Origin of the sequence: Oceanobacillus sp. AG (assembly GCF_009746545.1) — a bacterium.
Taxonomy (GTDB): domain Bacteria; phylum Bacillota; class Bacilli; order Bacillales; family Amphibacillaceae; genus Oceanobacillus; species Oceanobacillus indicireducens.
Genome location: NZ_WOWT01000020.1, coordinates 37061 through 53991 on the forward strand (window position 1 = coordinate 37061; position 16931 = coordinate 53991).

Genomic DNA, 16931 nt, shown 5'->3' on the forward strand with positions numbered 1-16931 from the left:
GAAACAAGCGTTCTAGACCATCTTAATCATAACTGGGACACTTCCTCTAACCCCGATGTCCCATCCAGAAGGGAGCAGAGTTAATATGAGCTTGGCTGATATGTTTTGTGAGGAAGGTAAAAAACTGGGTAAAGAGGAAGGTAAAAAGGAAATGAAAGAAATATTTGTTAAAAACGCGATAGAAAAGGGCTTAAATCTCCGTATCATCGAAGAAATAACGGGTCTATCGCAAGAAGAAATCCAAAAAATCGCCAGCAATCTTAATGAATAATCTTTACTGCCTACCAAATGGTATGAAACCGACCCGATCGAACGGAACCAAGCGTTCCATACCATCTTAATCATAACTGGGACACTTGCTCTGACCCGGGTCAGAGCCCTTGTCTCAGTTCTTTTATAGTTTACCAATATCCGTACGATAGAAAAAGTCATTTGAACTTTTTAGTTCCCCCATTGATTCATAAACGAGTTTCGCTGCATTCTCTCTCGTATCGGCAACAGCTCCAACGAGAAGCACACGCCCACCATCCGAAACGAGTCTGTTATTTTTAAGCACCGTCCCGGCATGTACCGTAAATGGATTAGACCCTTCCGGCAAGGCTGGCAGCACGATCCCTTTTCTGTAAGCCCCCGGATAGCCAACTGACGCAACGACAACGCCGAGACAAGCCTTGTCTTCCCAGACAAGCTCCGGATCCACGCCATCAATCACATCAATAAATACTTGGTATAAATCATTTTTCAATAACGGCAAGACAACCTGTGTCTCCGGGTCACCGAATCTCGTATTGAATTCAATGACTTTCGGACCTTCCTGTGTCATAATGAGACCCGCGTATAGTATCCCCGTAAAGGCGTGGCCTTCTGCAATCATCCCTTTTGCCGTCCGCAGTAAAATATGCTCCATCGCGAAGTCTAAATCTCTCTCTGTCACATCGTCAGCCGGAGCAAACGCCCCCATACCGCCTGTATTTGGTCCCGCATCTCCGTCAAACGCCCGCTTATGGTCACGTGCTGTTACCATCGGGAATACCTTATCTTCTTGTACGAAAGCCATGAGAGAAAATTCTTTCCCATCAAGGAACTCTTCAATAACAACGGTCGCACCAGCTTCAGCGAAGGCTTTCGATACAAGCATTTCATCAACCGCCTGAAGCGCCTCCTCTTCCCTCAATGCAACAATAACGCCTTTTCCAGCAGCGAGACCATCTGCTTTCACAACAATTGGAGCGCCTTTTTCCTTAATATATGCTTTCGCCTGGTCCGCATCGTTGAAAACAGCATAATCCGCAGTCGGCACATCATATTTCTTCATAAATTCTTTTGCAAAACTTTTACTACCTTCTAATAGAGCTGCCGCCTTTGTCGGAGCAAAGATCTTTAAGCCTGCTTCCTGAAAGGCATCAGCAATCCCTGCGTTCAACGGATTTTCCGGACCGACGACAGTAAGATCACATTTCTTTTCTTTCGCAAAAGCTACAAGTCCGGCAATATCCATCTCATCAACAGCCACACATTCAGCCATTCCCGCCATACCTGCATTTCCTGGTGCTGCATAAATGTTTGTAACCTGCTCGCTTTCCTTTAGCTTTGTAACAATGCTATGTTCACGGCCACCACGGCCAACAACTAATACGTTCATCGCTACTCTCCTCTATTCCGCGATTTCAATTAATGCTTGAAATGACGCATATTTGTATAAACCATGGCAATCCCGTGCTCATCACAGACATCAATCGAATCCTGGTCACGTTTCGAGCCGCCCGGTTGAATGATTGCTGTTATCCCGGCTTTAATCGCATTTTCCACAGTGTCCGGCATTGGGAAAAATGCGTCAGACGCAAGCACCGATCCGTTCGCCTTCTCTCCCGCTTGTTCAATAGCAATTTTCGCAGAGCCTACCCGGTTCATCTGGCCTGCTCCAATTCCAATTGTCTGGTTATCTTTCGCGAGCACAATCGCATTCGACTTTACATGTTTCACTGCTTTCCAAGCAAATAGCAAATCAGTAATCTCTTGCTCTGTCGGTTGCTTTTTCGTTACAACTTGGAGATCGTCTGCTGTAATTTGGCCAGCATCTTGGTGCTGAATAAGCACACCGCCACCAACACTTGTCAGTTTGTGGTTCACTCCTTTGTTCTCTGTCATATCTACTTCAAGTAAGCGAATGTTTTTCTTTTCTGTCAGAATATCCAGTGCTTCTTTTGAAAAACTTGGTGCTACAATGATTTCAAGGAATATTTCACTTAAACTTTCCGCTGTTGCTTGATTGACTTCGCGGTTAAGTGCAACAATTCCACCAAAAATTGATATTGGATCTGCATCATATGCTAGTTTATATGCATCGTGCAGGTTCGCAGCAACTCCTATTCCGCACGGGTTCATATGCTTTACCGCCACAGCTGCTGCATCTTCATACTCACCGACAATCTCAAGCGCTGCATTCGCATCCTGAATATTGTTATAAGATAGCTCTTTTCCATGTAACTGTTTCTCTCCAGCTAGACTAATTCCAGTTGCTAGTGGTGCACGGTAAAAGGCTGCTTTCTGATGCGGGTTCTCCCCGTAACGCAAGTCCTGGACTTTTTCATATGTAACCGTATAAGTTTCAGGGAATTCTTCTTTAGTTTCACCTGCAAAATAGCCTGCAATCATTGCATCATAATTTGCCGTATGCCGGAAAACTTTTGCCGCTAATTGCTGGCGCAGTTCAATTGGTGCATTATCTTCCTGCAAAGCATCAAGCACCCGCGGATAGTCTTCCGGGTCCACAACGACAAGCACGTCCTCAAAGTTCTTTGCAGCAGAACGAAGCATTGTCGGGCCACCGATATCAATATTCTCTACAATTTCTTCCTTCGATACATCTTGCTTTTGTAATGTTTCTTTGAATGGATAAAGATTGACAACAACGATATCAATCGGCTCAATCTCATTTTCTTCCATTTCTTTCATATGACCGGCGTTGGAGCGTTTCCCAAGTAGTCCGCCATGAACTTTCGGATGTAATGTCTTCACCCGGCCATCCATAATTTCAGGAAATCCTGTCACTTCATCAATAGCAATCGCTTTAACTCCTGCACGTTCTAATGCTTGTAACGTGCCTCCGGTTGTAATGATTTCAACGCCAAGTTCCTCTAGATTCTTGGCAAACTCTGTAATATTTGTTTTATCGGAAACGCTAATTAACGCTCTTTTCCCCATGAAAAATCCCTCACTTTTGTATTAGCTCTCTAATTACTTGCGGATACAAACGGTGTTCCACTTCTTGAATCCGTTTTTGTAACATTTCTTTCGTATCATTTACTGAAACGGAAACAGTTTCCTGACGAATAATTGGTCCAGTATCCATCCCTTCATCGATGAAATGGACAGTAACACCCGTCTCCTCGACTCCCGCTTCCAAAGCTTGATCGATCGCATCTTTCCCCGGGAAGGCGGGTAAGTAGGATGGATGAATGTTTACAATTTTTCCTTCATAGGCTCCAAGCAATGTCGGACCAATCAAACGCATATAACCCGCAAGGAAAATCCATTCAATTCCCTTCCGTCTCAGCTGTTCCGCTATTTCCGATTCATATGCTTCCTTGCTTTCATAATTCTTCGCAGAGAAGACAAATGTTTCAATACCATGCTGCTTCGCTTTATCTAAAACTCCAGCTTGCTGCTGATCACAGACGAGGAGAACAATTTCACACGGGAGATTGTCTGCATCCAGCATAGCCTGAAAATTGCTCCCCGTACCAGATGCGAATACAGCTACTTTCACCTTACTCATGAGGAAAACTGCACTCCTTCTTCACCAGTCACTTTACCGATAACGGAAGCCTCTTCCCCAGCTTCTTGTAAGATTGCAACCGCTGCTTCTGCATCTTTCTCTTCCACGACAAGCACCATTCCGACCCCCATATTAAATACACCGTACATTTCTTTCTCTGGAATGGCACCTCTTTGCTCTAAAAATGGGAAGATTTCCGGGATGTTCCAGCTACCTTGTTTCACATTGACCCCTAAACCAGCTGGTAACATTCGTGGCAAGTTTTCATAAAATCCTCCACCGGTAATATGAGAAATCCCTTTAACCGTGAGCTTTTCCAGTACATTTGCAACTGGCTTTGCGTAAATCTTCGTTGGTGTTAAAAGTATTTCTCCCAATGGTTTCGAAAGACCTTCATAGGTTTGATTAAAATCTAGATCGGCGACGATTTTCCGCACTAACGAATAACCGTTGGAGTGAATTCCGCTGGACGTGAGCCCAATGAGAACATCTCCTTCAGCAATCTGTTCACCGGTAACAAGCTTCGACTTTTCCGCAATTCCGACAACAAAGCCTGCAAGGTCGTATTCCTCGTCGTTATACATCCCCGGCATTTCCGCTGTTTCCCCGCCAATCAGTGCAGCACCAGCATCTACACAACCGGCCGCGACACCTGCTACAATCTGCTCGATTTTTTCCGGATTATTCTTTCCACACGCAATATAATCAAGGAAAAATAATGGCTCTGCACCTTGAGCAATGATATCGTTCGCACACATCGCAACAAGGTCAATCCCTACCGTGTCATGCTTATCCATTTCGAAGGCGAGCTTTAGTTTCGTTCCGACACCATCTGTCCCAGAAACCATGACCGGTTCTTTAAATGAAAACTTCGATAGATCAAATAATCCTGCGAATGCACCGATTCCGCCGAGCACTTCCGGGCGTGTTGTTTTCTTAATATGCTTCTTCATCCGTTCTACCGCTTCATAGCCGGCTTCGACATCAACGCCTGCTTTCTTATATACATCTGACATGATTACACTTCCTTATTCATTATTTAAGAAGGATCTCTCATTTTTCTGAGATTGGCACCGGATATTCCCCGGTCATACAAGCATGGCAAATCCCTTGATGAATCGACTTTTCTCGAACGATTGCTTGTTTCATTCCTTCTACGGAAAGATACTCGATACTGTCTGCTTCAATCAGCTCGGCTATTTCCTTAAGCGAGTTGTTCGGCGCAATCAATTCTTCCCTCGTCGACATATCAATTCCATAATAACAAGGATTCTGAATCGCGGGTGAAGCGATACGCACATGCACTTCTTTTGCTCCCGCTTCTTTTAACAGCCTTACGATATGTTTGGAGGTCGTCCCCCGTACAATTGAATCATCAATCATGACAACCCTTTTCCCATCGACAATCCCACGCACCGGTGAAAGCTTCAACTTTACCCCTTGCTCTCTTAGTTCCTGGGATGGTTGAATAAATGTCCGACCGATGTAACGATTTTTTATAATACCCATTTCATATGGTAAACCGATTTGCTCTGCGTACCCAATCGCTGCCGAAATACTTGAATCCGGAACCCCAGTCACGACATCTGCTTCTACTGGTGCTTCTTTTGCCAGCTCCATCCCCATCCGTTTCCTTGAGGCATGAACATTTACCTGATTTAAATCACTGTCCGGCCTGGAAAAATAAACATATTCCATCGCACAGAGACGACGCTGTTCCCGCATGGCAAACCTTATAGACTTCAATCCTTCATCACTAATAACAAGCAACTCACCAGGCAAAACTTCTCGTTCAAAGGTTGCACCAACAATATCAAAGGCACTCGTTTCCGAGGCAACAACATACGCTTCCCCGAGCCTCCCGAGTGAAAGGGGACGGATACCGTGGGGATCGTTCGCGACATACATATGCGCTTGATCCATAATTAAAAATGTATAAGCACCTTTAAGTTGCTGAAGAGCTTCGATTATCGCTGTTTCGTTCGACTTTTTCCTGCTGCGTTTAATCAAGTGGGCGAGGAGCTCTGAATCTGTCGCACTCTGTAAAATACTGCCGTTATCCTCCAATTCTTCACGCAGTTTTTCACCATTGACGATATTACCGCTGTCGGCAATGGCTATACTCGTTGATCTTGAATGAAAGAGGAGTGGCTCGACACTATCCACCGCCCGATTTTTATCCCCATGCTTCGAATAGCGGATATGGGCGATTGCTGCTTTACCTGTAAACTCCTGAAAATCGGCATGTTTAAATACGTCATTGACAAGTCCTAATCCTTTATGGAGCTTCAATTCTTCTCCATCATTGACAACGACGCCTGCCCCTTCTTGTCCACGATGCTGCTGAGCATGCAGCCCATAATAGGAGAGCGCAGCAGCATGGGTATGTCCCCAAATTCCAAACATAAGGCATTCCTCTTTTAGCTTTAAGATTTCAATAACGCCGGGATTGCTTCTTTCCAGAGCGTATTGAGTTGGTCTACATTTTCCTTAATGATTGCTTGGCCACTTACTTGGATTTCGTATATTCCATCTGTTGTCACCGTGCCGATTTCGGTTGCGTCACGAACAATTTCCTCAAATTTCGCTTTGTTTTCTTTTTTAACAGAAAGAATATAACGCGACTGGGTTTCACTGAATAATGCAGTAGTCGCGTCCCCTTCCAGCGTAACTGCCACTCCTAAACCTTTCTCATTAAATGCGGATTCAGCAAGGGCAACGGCAAAACCACCTTCTGAAATATCATGAGCCGATGCAACAACCCCGCTCCTAATTGCTTCTAAGATTTGCTTCTGTCTTGCAATTTCTATATCAAGGTTAATTGCTGGTGCTTTTCCTGCATACTTTCCTTCCAAAACACTTTGCAACTCACTTCCACCAAATTCTGCCTTTGTTTCTCCAATGAGATAAATCGCATCACCTGCTGCTTGGAACGTGTTCGGAGTTAAATATTTCGTATCTTCCAGTAAACCGACCATTCCGATAATTGGTGTCGGCATGATCGCTTCACCTTTCGACTCATTGTAAAGCGATACATTCCCGCTGATTACCGGTGTCTCAAGTGCTAGACAAGCTTCACGGATCCCGTCGATACTCTGTTCCATTTGCCAGAAGTTCTCAGGCTTTGTCGGGTCTCCGTAGTTTAACCCGTCGGTGATGGCAAGTGGCTTCGCACCAGTACAAACAATGTTCCTGATTGCTTCAGCGACCGCAATTTGTCCACCCACTTTCGGATCTAAATATAGATAACGAGAATTACAATCCGTTGTAATCGCGATTGCTTTATCCGTTCCATCAATCTTTACGACTGCTGCATCATGACCAGGTCCAGCAATCGTGTTCCCTTGCGCTTCTGAATCATATTGTTTATACGCCCATTCCTTACTAGCGATTGTCGGCTGCTGTAATAAAGTCCGGAGCATTTCACTATGGTTCAAGTCAGCAGGGATTGCAACTTCCTGTGCTTGTAATGCGCGATAATTATCCGGTTCTTTAGACGGCATCTCATACACAGGTGCATCATCTGTCAGAGCTGCAACTGGGATTTCCGCATAGATTTCACCTTGATGTTTAATTCGGAAAACTTCTTCTTCAAGTACCTCACCTATTGCTACTGCTTCAACACCATGCTTCTCGAAAATGGCTATGATTTCATGCTCCCGCTCCTTTTCTACAACTAGCAACATGCGCTCTTGGGATTCCGATAACATCATTTCGTATGCGTTCATATTTTCTTCCCGCTGCGGAACATGGTCAAGAACGAGTTCCATCCCAGTTCCCGCCTTACTCGCCATTTCACTTGCTGAAGATGTAAGGCCTGCCGCTCCCATATCTTGGATTCCAACAAGTGCATCCGAATGAATGACTTCTAGACAAGCTTCAATCAGTTTCTTACCCATATGCGGGTCACCAATCGCAACAGCTGACTTATGATCTTCTTCCGCTTCCACAATATCAGAGGAGAATGTAGCACCATGGATTCCGTCTCTTCCAGTCTTCCCACCGGCATAAATGACTGTATTACCAACACCAGCTGCTACCCCTTTTTGTACGTCTTGATGATTAACGAGCCCAACGACCATCGCGTTGACAAGCGGATTCTCTTCATAGCTTTCATCAAATTGAACTTCCCCGCCAACTGTTGGAACTCCAATCGTATTTCCGTAATTCGCAATACCGCGAACTGCTTCAGTGAATAACCATTTCGTCCGGTCTTGATCCAACTTTCCAAAACGAAGGGAATTGAGTGCAGCGATCGGCTTAGCTCCCATCGAAAATACGTCACGTAAGATCCCGCCGACTCCTGTAGCCGAACCCTCGAACGGTTCAACGTAAGACGGGCTGTTATGGCTTTCAATCTTAAAGACAACCGCCTGCTCGTCACCAATATCAACAACACCAGCACCTTCACCAGGCCCTTGGAGGACATGTTCGCCTTTTGTCGGGAATTTTTTTAATAATGGTGTCGATGTTTTATAGCTACAATGCTCTGACCACATAACGGAGAAAATTCCAGTTTCCGTATAATTCGGGAGTCGCTGCATTTTTTCTTTTACGAGTTGGAACTCCTCATCCGTTAATCCCATTTCTCGATAGATTTTTTCCGTTTCAATTTGCTCATTTGTCATTGAATTATTGCTCATTCCTTTTCCCCTCCGTGTTTGGAATTTTGCTACTTGCCGTTTTCATAAGCCGCAACTTGGCGCAATACTGCTTGCTCGTCCTTAGCGACAAAAGTAATATGACCCATCTTCCGCTTTTCTTTCACACTAGCTTTACCATATAAATGGCTGTGCCCCAACGAACTCTTTTGCATATGTTCAAGTAATCCTTCGACATGTTCACCGAGCACGTTCACCATCACTGCTGGCTGTAATAATTCAATATCCTTTAATGGAAGCCCGCAAATAGCGAGGACATGTTGATCGAACTGTGATACGTTACATGCTTCAATACTGTAATGACCAGAATTATGCGGTCGAGGTGCCATTTCATTTAAGTAAATGTCATCTCCACTTACAAATATCTCAATCGCAAAGGTTCCGACAATTCCCATCTTCTCCCCGAGTAATTTCGCCGCATGGTACGCTTTCTCTTGAACCAGTTTACTAACAGCAGCCGGGACGATTGTTTTATATAAAATATGGTCGCGATGCTCATTCTCAGAAATCGGGAAATACTCAATCTCACCTGTTGCAGTCCTTGAAAACACGACGGAAATTTCTTTATCAAAAGAAACCCACTCTTCAATGATGCAATGTTTCCGTTCTTCCGCAAATCGGATTGCTTCTTCTTTATCCGCTTCCGTCTCGATTTTCAGCTGGCCTTTTCCGTCATAACCGCCACGGCATGTTTTTATAACAGCAGGTAGTTTCACTGTTTCTAATGCAGCTTTTGCTTCTTCTCCATTTCTTACAATGGAAAAGTCCGGTACTGGGAGACCAAGATCTTTGATTGTTGTTTTTTCTTTCTCTCTGTTTTGCGTGACTTCAAGCGCGAGGGCACCTTGAGGTAATTTACCAAGGGATTCAATATACGTCGCTGCTTCCAAATCAACATTTTCAAATTCATACGTAATGACATCACTGATTTTTGTCAGTTCTTGGATGGCATTCATGTCATCGTACGCTGCAGTAATTTGTGTATCCGCCACTTGAGCCGTGGGACAATCTGGTGTCGGGTCCAAGACAGCGATTTTATATCCCATGTATCTCGCCGCGATTGCCATCATCCGACCAAGTTGTCCGCCGCCAATAATTCCAATCGTTTTCGGTGGTAGAATCACTTTATTTGTCTGCAAGGTCTTCCCTCATTTCTGCTACTTTTTCTTTCATTCCATTTCGATAATCTACTAATCTATTCGCTGTTCCTTCATCATAAGCACCTATAATCTGAGCAGCTAAAATTCCTGCATTCGTCGCTCCGGCTTTTCCAATAGCTACAGTCGCAGTCGGTACGCCACCAGGCATTTGCACAATCGATAGTAAGGAATCTAGTCCGTTCAGCGCTCTCGTCAGGACTGGTACGCCGATAACCGGAAGATTGGTTTGCGAGGCTACCATTCCTGGTAAGTGTGCCGCTCCCCCCGCACCAGCGATAATTACTTTCAGTCCGCGCTTCCGGGCATTTTTCGCATATTCAAACATGTCATCCGGTGTACGGTGCGCAGAAATTACTTCTTTTTCATACGGAATTTCTAATTCTTCAAGTACCTTGCACGTAAGTTCCATCGTCTCCCAATCGGAGATACTTCCCATGATTACACCTACTAAAGCCATGAAAATCCCTACTTTCCATCAAGATTAAAAAAGTCTATCCAGTTCTCCTCATATAAGAGAAGATGATAGACTACGAGTAGACAAACATTCATCATTATTTTGCATAATGCCCCATCTTCCCTCATAGTCCTTAGATTTACGGTCAAGGGTAGAAACTTCGGAGCCATATTCTCCATGAAATATATGAGGTGTTTTATTCACTTTTTCTGCGTTAATCATATCAAAACAAAGAAGGAAAATCAACAAAAATCGAACGATAAAATAACTTTATCTATTAATGTTCGGATTTCACTCTTTTTCTGGGACAGGGGGTCAGAGCATTTGTCCCACTTTAGTGGTTTGCTCAAATTTTCTGGCCTGAAAATGATAGTGTTGTGTAACTCTTATTCAGCAAATATTTAAAGTGAGCGGGGCATATGGTTAGACAACTGGGCTTTATTTGCCCATTCGCTCATTCTTCTTGCCTTATTGGGAAAATAACCGGGCTTTATTTGCCCTTTAGCTCATTCTTCTTGCCTTATTGGGAATATAACCGGGCTTTACTTTCCCTTTAGCTCACTCTTCTTACTTTATTGGGAAAATAACCGGGCTTTATTTGCCCTTTAGCTCATTCTTCCTGCTTTATTGGGAATATAACCGGACTTTATTTGCCCTTTAGCTCATTCTTCTTGCTTTATTAGGAAAATAACCGGGCTTTATTTGCCCTTTAGCTCATTCTTCCTGCTTTATTGGGAATATAACCGGACTTTATTTGCCCTCTAGCTCATTCTTCTTGCTTTATCGGGAAAATAACTGGACTTTATTTTCCCTTTAGCTCACTCTTCTTGCTTTATTAGGAAAATAACCGGACTTTATTTGCCCTTTAGCTCATTCTTCTTGCCTTAATGGGAAAGCAACCATAATAAAATAAAAAAACACTTTGATATCTGCGACTCCACACATATCAAAGTGTATATAAACTAAATGCCTCAGCCTTCTTCCTCTTTCTCCTTCTCATGTTCTTCCACGAGCTCTTCATGATGCTTTTGAATCTTACTTTTCTTCACTTGTTTCACCCAGAACCCACCATGGATTTGCTTTGGCTCATAAGAGATGATAAATGCTTTCGGATCAATTTCTTGAATGAGTTCATATAAGGAAAGTTCATACTTTCTCGGTGTCAAGATTTGCATCGCTAAGCGGTCCCCTTCCATCCCATAAGCATACCAACTCGTAACACCGAACCCCTTTTCCCTAATCTGTTGGGTGAACTTAATGTCCGGATTGGAGGAGGTTACATTCACAACGATATATCCGAGCGCGAGCTTTTCTTCAATCATGGAACCGACAATTACGCCAAGTCCAAAACCGAGCGCATAAGCAACCAAGTTCTGGATCTCATTCAAATTGTCAAGCACTAACCCTAACCCGATGACATAGATGACAACTTCAAACATACCTACTAAAGCTGCGATATAACGCTTGCCTTTTAATGTAAAAATCATCCGCACTGTAAACATTGATACATAGACGACATTGATTATAAAAATAATTGCCACCATAATTAACGCATTTTCAAGCATCGCCATTCCCCCCTCGGAAAACATCTATTCTTTCTTCTTACTTTTCAATTAGTTCCAACTTAAAATCCCCAACCGCATCTTGCACATATAAATCTGTAACGGAAGTCGAATAGTTATGAATCACTGCTTGGAACTCAAGATTTCTTTCCGGCACACGGACTAAAAAATCATTTTTATATAGTTCCGTCGTCACGTCATGATAGTCGTCACTATGAACTTTAAAGTCAAAAGCGATAAATTTTCGTACCTTTCCTTTATCTTCCCTAATTTCCTCTTTAACATTCTGCGCATCTAGTTTCAATTCATTCAGAACAACTTCCATGACTTATCCGCTCCTAACTTATTCTTTATTCGGACCAAATACACGCCGATCAATTCCCGACTCTTGACCGCGCAATCGCTTCCTCAAACGCTTGACCCAATTCTCAGCCAACAATTCACAGGATGCTAGTTCGTCTGCGAGCCGTAAATCATCTTTATAAAAATGCATCACTTCATTCGCTGCTTGAACAGTCCACTGTGGATAAGGGCGCTCCAACAAGTCAATTGGACTATCCGCTTCGACATTACCTTCTTCAAGTACACGGAAATACCAGCCTGTCCTTCCTGTATTCTGAATCTGGAGAGCGAGATCAAGAATCTGAAAACGGCGTGCCGGTCTCCAGCATGGCTGTCGGGGCTGTGAAACCTGAATCACTGCATCACCGACCTTGTACGTATCACCAATACATACACTGAATTCATCCATTTCAAGCACAGCAAAGTTCTCTCCCATACCTCCCATTACCAGATCTTCATGGTCATATTTCTCCTGCCAGTATGTATAATGCTTGATCGGATAGCAAAAAACAGCCTTCTCCATTCCACCGTGATTCTTCTTATCGCCAACTTCATCGCCTATAAAACCAGTTTTACTAAGCCAGACCGGCCCTTTCGTTTCACCTTTAAAAATCCCTGTTTCCCATTGTCTTTCCAATGGATTTTCCGCATTTTCTTTACCTACCCGCTGCACTTTCCCAATAAACAATTTATGTAGATGTGGCTCCTCCATTGTTTCACCTGCTTTTCCATGATATTATTAATTTTATTCTATATGAAAGAATGTTAGAAAGAAACCGAAAGACTTGGAGGTATAGATATGGCTGTAGAAAAAGCAATATTTGCAGGTGGCTGCTTCTGGTGCATGGTAAAGCCGTTTGATACATGGGAAGGCGTTCATAGCGTAATCTCCGGTTATACGGGTGGCCAGGTGGAAAATCCAACCTACGAACAAGTGAAAACAGGGGAAACCGGCCATTACGAAGCAGTTGAAATCACGTTCGACCCTGAGATAATAAGCTATGATACCATTCTTGATTTATATTGGAAGCAAATCGACCCAACTGATGCTGGTGGTCAATTTCATGATCGCGGCAGCCAATACCGGACAGCAATTTTTCATACGACTCCAGAGCAAAAGGAGAAGGCACAACAATCAAAGGAAAAGTTAGCAGAAAGTGGAACTTTTAAGAAACCGATTGTAACAGAAATCCTTCCGGCAACTCGTTTTTACCCGGCGGAAGAATACCATCAAGACTTCTATAAAAAAGAAAAAGAAGTATATGAGAAAGACCGGGCGAAATCTGGGCGAGATGAATTTATCGAAACCCATTGGAATGTTATGACTGAAAATTAAAATGGAGGCTTGGGAAATTCAATCTTCCCAAGCCTTTTTCTTTTCTCTTTTTCCTTCTTCACACGCAGCAACAAATCCACGAAATATCTTTTTCGACACAGGATCTTTCATATGTTCCGGATGCCACTGGACTCCTAATGCAAAACGGTGAACTGTGCTTTCCACAACTTCAACAACGCCATCACGCGCTTTTCCGCTAATGATAAAATGCTTACCAGGCTTACGATTTGCCTGATGATGATAACTATTCACTCGAATCGTTTTCTCCTCGGCCAACCGATAGATCAAAGAACCCTTCATTAATTCGACTGCATGGATTGGTACATAATTGGCAGCCTTTTGACGATGTTGAATCAGCTCACCCTTTAGTTGCCCGTGAATATCCTGATACATATCACCATCAGCTGCAAGATTCAACATTTGCGCCCCCTTACACACTCCAAATACCGGCTTATCTTTCGCTAAAATTTCCCTTGTTATTTTCATTTCAAACGCATCCCGATCTGGGATAAACGGTCCAAGATTCAAATGGGGTTCTTCATTAAAGTAGATCGGATCAATATCATCTCCACCCGTTAGAAACAGTCCGTCAATCCGATCAATTAGTTCACCTATCATATCTGAATTCGTTAAATAAGGCACCACAAGAGGAATTCCCCCTGCTTGTTCGATTGCGAGCATATTATTTTTCGTTATTTTATAATGCTTCTCATTTAATTCCATTCCCGGTACTACCCCAATTAAAGGTCTCACCATCGATCCCTCCCTACCCTATATTGTATCATCTAGTACTTTTAATTATTACTTATACAAAAAAAGCCGAACCTAATAGAGGCTCGACTTTTTTCATTGCCTGAAAAACGATCTGCGGAAACCTAAAATTGCCAGCACTTCCGCCTTTGTTTTTTAGCTTAAGAAAATAAAATACAATATAAAGGTAACGAATAATCCGTACATGATCGGGTGGATTTCTTTCGCTTTCCCCTTTACAATCATCGTAATCGGATAAAATATAAAGCCAATCGCAATTCCTGTTGCGATACTATAAGTAAGAGACATCATCAGCACGATAAAGAAGGAAGGAACGGCAACTTCGAAACGATCCCATTCAATATTCTTAAGCTGTGACGCCATCATGACCCCCACAATCACCAACGCTGGAGCCGTAACTGCACTTGTGACAATTGCAAGGAGTGGGGAAAAGAATAAGGCCAACAGGAAAAGTCCTGCTGTTACAACCGATGTAAAACCAGTTCGTCCACCTGCACCAACACCAGCAGTTGACTCCACATAAGATGTCGTTGTTGACGTACCGACAACCGCACCGACAACTGTTGCTGTTGAGTCTGCAAGTAATGCACGACCAGCCCGTGGAAGTTTATTGTCTTTCACAAGACCAGCTTGAGTTGCAACTGCAACTAATGTACCAGCTGTATCAAAGAAATCAACGAATAAGAACGTTAAAATAACAATAAGCATCTCAACGGTGAATATATCACCAAAATTAATGAATGCTTGACCAAACGTAGGGGCTAAGCTCGGTACAGTACCAACAATATCGCCAATCCCTTGTGGAACAGGAATTAATCCAAAGATCATCCCGATAATCGCCGTCAGAATCATCCCGTAAAAAATTCCCGCTTTAACGCCTCTTAAAAGTAAAACAACGGCCACAATCAGACCAAATACTGTCAGCAGCACATTCGGATCCCGTAAATTTCCAAGCCCTACAAGTGTCGCTTCATTTGCAACGACAATTTCTGCACTCGATAAACCGATAAAAGCAATATATAAGCCAATCCCTGCACCTACTGCAAGCTTCAAATTTCCAGGGATTGCATTAATGATAATTTCTCTTAAACCTGATAAAGATAAGAAGATAAAAATAACTCCGGATACAAGAACTCCTGATAGAGCAGTTTCCCAAGGTATTCCGTATTGTAAAACAACGGTATATGCGAAGAATGCGTTCAAGCCCATTCCCGGTGCAAGTGCGACAGGATATTTCCCGAGTACACCCATTGTTAGTGTACCTACTGCAGCGGCTACTGCTGTTGCTGTAAATACCGCACCCTCAGGCATCCCCGCAGCTGAAAGTGTTGCCGGGTTAACAAAAAGAATGTATGCCATTGCTAGAAAGGTAGTCAGCCCTGCAATGGATTCTGTTTTGTAATTTGTGCCGAGCTCTTCAAACTGAAAATACTTTTTCATTCCACTTTTCCTCCTAAAATTGGAAAATGCGTTGCGAACGGAAAATTTTGCTTTGAATTGTCCCCTTACCCTTTTGAGCTTACCCTATTAAAATTGAATACTATAAAAATAAAAAAACGCTCGGATAAGGAGCGTCTACCAAAGCACAAGAGTTGAATAATGATAGCGGAAAAAAGCTTCATTAATCATCCTGCGTAGTCAAACCGTTTACGGTGGTTTGGTAGAGACTTTGGGCCATATTCCCGAAATTATACGCAATTGCATTTAATTATAAACTCATTCTACTCTTCTCGACAATATTTGTCAATAAAACCCGAATGTTATTTAATATTTCGCAATTAACATTCGTATTTGTTGCAATTTGGAGTGAAATCAAAAAAAAGAACCAAGACATTAAATTGCCTGTCTTGGTTCTTCCACTTCCATTTAATTATTAGGATTCAAGTCCTCGATAGAATCAATGTCCATATATTCTGGTACGACTAAACCGATTTTGGCGCCGACTAAGTTTGGCCCCATGTCTACGATATCATCTTGATAAGTTTCATAGAATTCTCTGTGCGTAATTGGTAACCATGCTGCTAATGTAGCATCTGCATCGCCTGTCGCAAGGGATTCAAACACAATAGCAACATCCACTTCTGTTACACTTACGTCAAATCCTTTCTGCTCCATAGCTGCTTTTAACACTCCTGAGGATGCGCGTTCCGAGTCCCATGGTGTGGACACAAGCTCAACTTCAACACCGTCCACATCCTCGACACCTTCTGACCAAGCAGAAACTCTATCTTCATTATCTTCTACCCATTGGGCAGCGATTTGATTGATATCATCACCGGTTTCTTCCGCTTCATACATAATCTCTTCCATATCTTCCACGTTCCATTCAAACTGTTCAATCATCTTGTAAGCTTCCGGTTGTTCTTCTTCAAACCCGCGTCTGCTCATTGAATGAATACTTTCTTCTCCGCCATAAATCTCAAGCGGATCATCCAAATACTTCATATCTGGATGTGCCGCAAACATCCAATGCGGGTTCCAGCCAGTAATAACAATTGGCTCTTCATTCCGGATTGCATTATCGAGCTCCGTCATCATAGCACCAGTGGAAGATAGTTCAACATTCCATCCTTGTAAACTATCATACTCTTCTATCGCAGCCTCTGTCGTAACAGATATTCCTGCTCCTGGTTCGATACCTATAATCGTGTAATCGACCGCCTCACTATAATCTACTTCCCCATTACTGTCTGTACTACCACTATCTGAATCCGTACCTTCTTCTTTGTCACCACATGCTGCAAGCAGCAATGTAATTAAAAGTCCTAAAATCAAACTTGCATACTTAAACTTCTTGAAATCCAAATTTACACCCCTTATGTTAGTTCCGTTTCTCCTATTTAAATTTGTTTACTTCGAGAAACAAC

At 43.0% G+C, this 16931-nt stretch carries 16 protein-coding genes and 2 riboswitches; of the genes, 2 read left to right on the forward strand and 14 right to left on the reverse strand.

Annotated elements, in window-relative coordinates:
- The first annotated feature begins 85 nt into the window (after positions 1–85).
- A complete protein-coding gene (locus GN217_RS11735) occupies positions 86–271 on the forward strand; it encodes a hypothetical protein (RefSeq protein WP_156856872.1) in 186 nt (61 codons plus the stop codon).
- A gap of 123 nt (positions 272–394) precedes the next feature.
- On the opposite strand, the gene purD is transcribed toward GN217_RS11735, so the two are convergent.
- From purD to GN217_RS11790, 11 genes are all read right to left on the reverse strand, one after another.
- Positions 395–1642, reverse strand: coding sequence for a phosphoribosylamine--glycine ligase (purD, locus tag GN217_RS11740; RefSeq protein WP_156856873.1), 1248 nt, complete (start codon positions 1640–1642; stop codon positions 395–397).
- A 29-nt stretch (positions 1643–1671) separates the two neighbouring features.
- Positions 1672–3204, reverse strand: coding sequence for a bifunctional phosphoribosylaminoimidazolecarboxamide formyltransferase/IMP cyclohydrolase (gene purH, locus GN217_RS11745; RefSeq protein ID WP_156856874.1), 1533 nt, complete (start codon positions 3202–3204; stop codon positions 1672–1674).
- Positions 3205–3214: 10 nt separating this feature from the next.
- Entirely contained in the window at positions 3215–3778 is a 564-nt protein-coding gene (gene purN, locus GN217_RS11750; RefSeq protein WP_156856875.1) for a phosphoribosylglycinamide formyltransferase, read from the reverse strand.
- Positions 3775–4794, reverse strand: a complete 1020-nt coding sequence (gene purM / locus GN217_RS11755) for a phosphoribosylformylglycinamidine cyclo-ligase (RefSeq protein ID WP_156856876.1) — start codon at positions 4792–4794, stop codon at positions 3775–3777. The genes purN and purM overlap by 4 nt, the downstream gene beginning before the upstream one ends.
- Positions 4795–4831: 37 nt before the next feature.
- A complete protein-coding gene (gene purF / locus GN217_RS11760) occupies positions 4832–6184 on the reverse strand; it encodes an amidophosphoribosyltransferase (RefSeq protein WP_232334416.1) in 1353 nt (450 codons plus the stop codon).
- A gap of 20 nt (positions 6185–6204) precedes the next feature.
- Positions 6205–8421 (reverse strand): phosphoribosylformylglycinamidine synthase subunit PurL, encoded by a 2217-nt coding sequence (purL, locus tag GN217_RS11765; protein WP_156856878.1) that lies wholly within the window; start codon positions 8419–8421, stop codon positions 6205–6207.
- A gap of 29 nt (positions 8422–8450) precedes the next feature.
- Positions 8451–9578 (reverse strand): 5-(carboxyamino)imidazole ribonucleotide synthase, encoded by a 1128-nt coding sequence (gene purK, locus GN217_RS11770; protein ID WP_156856879.1) that lies wholly within the window; start codon positions 9576–9578, stop codon positions 8451–8453.
- The gene (gene purE / locus GN217_RS11775) at positions 9565–10056 is read right to left on the reverse strand and encodes a 5-(carboxyamino)imidazole ribonucleotide mutase (protein WP_156856880.1); all 492 of its coding nucleotides are present in this window, start codon (positions 10054–10056) and stop codon (positions 9565–9567) included. The genes purK and purE overlap by 14 nt, the downstream gene beginning before the upstream one ends.
- 104 nt (positions 10057–10160) lie before the next feature.
- Positions 10161–10263: riboswitch (purine riboswitch) on the reverse strand.
- A gap of 761 nt (positions 10264–11024) precedes the next feature.
- Positions 11025–11618 (reverse strand): DUF2179 domain-containing protein, encoded by a 594-nt coding sequence (locus GN217_RS11780; RefSeq protein ID WP_156856881.1) that lies wholly within the window; start codon positions 11616–11618, stop codon positions 11025–11027.
- A 37-nt stretch (positions 11619–11655) separates the two neighbouring features.
- Positions 11656–11940, reverse strand: coding sequence for a DUF3219 family protein (locus tag GN217_RS11785; protein ID WP_156856882.1), 285 nt, complete (start codon positions 11938–11940; stop codon positions 11656–11658).
- A gap of 18 nt (positions 11941–11958) precedes the next feature.
- Positions 11959–12669 carry an MOSC domain-containing protein gene (locus tag GN217_RS11790; protein WP_156856883.1) on the reverse strand — a complete coding sequence of 237 codons (711 nt, stop codon included), beginning with the start codon at positions 12667–12669 and terminating at the stop codon, positions 11959–11961.
- A gap of 87 nt (positions 12670–12756) precedes the next feature.
- Here GN217_RS11790 and msrA point away from each other — a divergent pair, with 87 nt between their 5' ends.
- Positions 12757–13293 (forward strand): peptide-methionine (S)-S-oxide reductase MsrA, encoded by a 537-nt coding sequence (msrA, locus tag GN217_RS11795; protein WP_156856884.1) that lies wholly within the window; start codon positions 12757–12759, stop codon positions 13291–13293.
- 18 nt (positions 13294–13311) lie between these two features.
- Here the strand turns inward: msrA and GN217_RS11800 are convergent, their stop codons facing one another.
- From GN217_RS11800 to GN217_RS11810, 3 genes are all read right to left on the reverse strand, one after another.
- On the reverse strand, positions 13312–14049 hold the full coding sequence (locus GN217_RS11800) for a gamma-glutamyl-gamma-aminobutyrate hydrolase family protein (protein WP_232334417.1): 738 nt from the start codon (positions 14047–14049) through the stop codon (positions 13312–13314).
- A 150-nt stretch (positions 14050–14199) separates the two neighbouring features.
- Positions 14200–15504 (reverse strand): NCS2 family permease, encoded by a 1305-nt coding sequence (locus tag GN217_RS11805; protein WP_156856885.1) that lies wholly within the window; start codon positions 15502–15504, stop codon positions 14200–14202.
- 175 nt (positions 15505–15679) lie between these two features.
- Positions 15680–15780, reverse strand: a riboswitch (purine riboswitch).
- Between the two features lie 150 nt (positions 15781–15930).
- On the reverse strand, positions 15931–16869 hold the full coding sequence (locus tag GN217_RS11810; protein ID WP_156856886.1) for a glycine betaine ABC transporter substrate-binding protein: 939 nt from the start codon (positions 16867–16869) through the stop codon (positions 15931–15933).
- Positions 16870–16931 lie beyond the last annotated feature (62 nt).

Excerpts from the sequence above, each read along its gene's own strand:
- GN217_RS11735 (WP_156856872.1), top strand. The coding sequence starts at position 86 with ATGAGCTTGGCTGATATGTTTTGTGAGGAAGGTAAAAAACTGGGTAAA.
- purD (WP_156856873.1), bottom strand. The coding sequence starts at position 1,642 with ATGAACGTATTAGTTGTTGGCCGTGGTGGCCGTGAACATAGCATTGTT.
- purH (WP_156856874.1), bottom strand. The coding sequence starts at position 3,204 with ATGGGGAAAAGAGCGTTAATTAGCGTTTCCGATAAAACAAATATTACA.
- purN (WP_156856875.1), bottom strand. The coding sequence starts at position 3,778 with ATGAGTAAGGTGAAAGTAGCTGTATTCGCATCTGGTACGGGGAGCAAT.
- purM (WP_156856876.1), bottom strand. The coding sequence starts at position 4,794 with ATGTCAGATGTATATAAGAAAGCAGGCGTTGATGTCGAAGCCGGCTAT.
- purF (WP_232334416.1), bottom strand. The coding sequence starts at position 6,184 with ATGTTTGGAATTTGGGGACATACCCATGCTGCTGCGCTCTCCTATTAT.
- purL (WP_156856878.1), bottom strand. The coding sequence starts at position 8,421 with ATGAGCAATAATTCAATGACAAATGAGCAAATTGAAACGGAAAAAATC.
- purE (WP_156856880.1), bottom strand. The coding sequence starts at position 10,056 with ATGGCTTTAGTAGGTGTAATCATGGGAAGTATCTCCGATTGGGAGACG.
- GN217_RS11780 (WP_156856881.1), bottom strand. The coding sequence starts at position 11,618 with ATGCTTGAAAATGCGTTAATTATGGTGGCAATTATTTTTATAATCAAT.
- GN217_RS11785 (WP_156856882.1), bottom strand. The coding sequence starts at position 11,940 with ATGGAAGTTGTTCTGAATGAATTGAAACTAGATGCGCAGAATGTTAAA.
- GN217_RS11790 (WP_156856883.1), bottom strand. The coding sequence starts at position 12,669 with ATGGAGGAGCCACATCTACATAAATTGTTTATTGGGAAAGTGCAGCGG.
- msrA (WP_156856884.1), top strand. The coding sequence starts at position 12,757 with ATGGCTGTAGAAAAAGCAATATTTGCAGGTGGCTGCTTCTGGTGCATG.
- GN217_RS11800 (WP_232334417.1), bottom strand. The coding sequence starts at position 14,049 with ATGGTGAGACCTTTAATTGGGGTAGTACCGGGAATGGAATTAAATGAG.
- GN217_RS11805 (WP_156856885.1), bottom strand. The coding sequence starts at position 15,504 with ATGAAAAAGTATTTTCAGTTTGAAGAGCTCGGCACAAATTACAAAACA.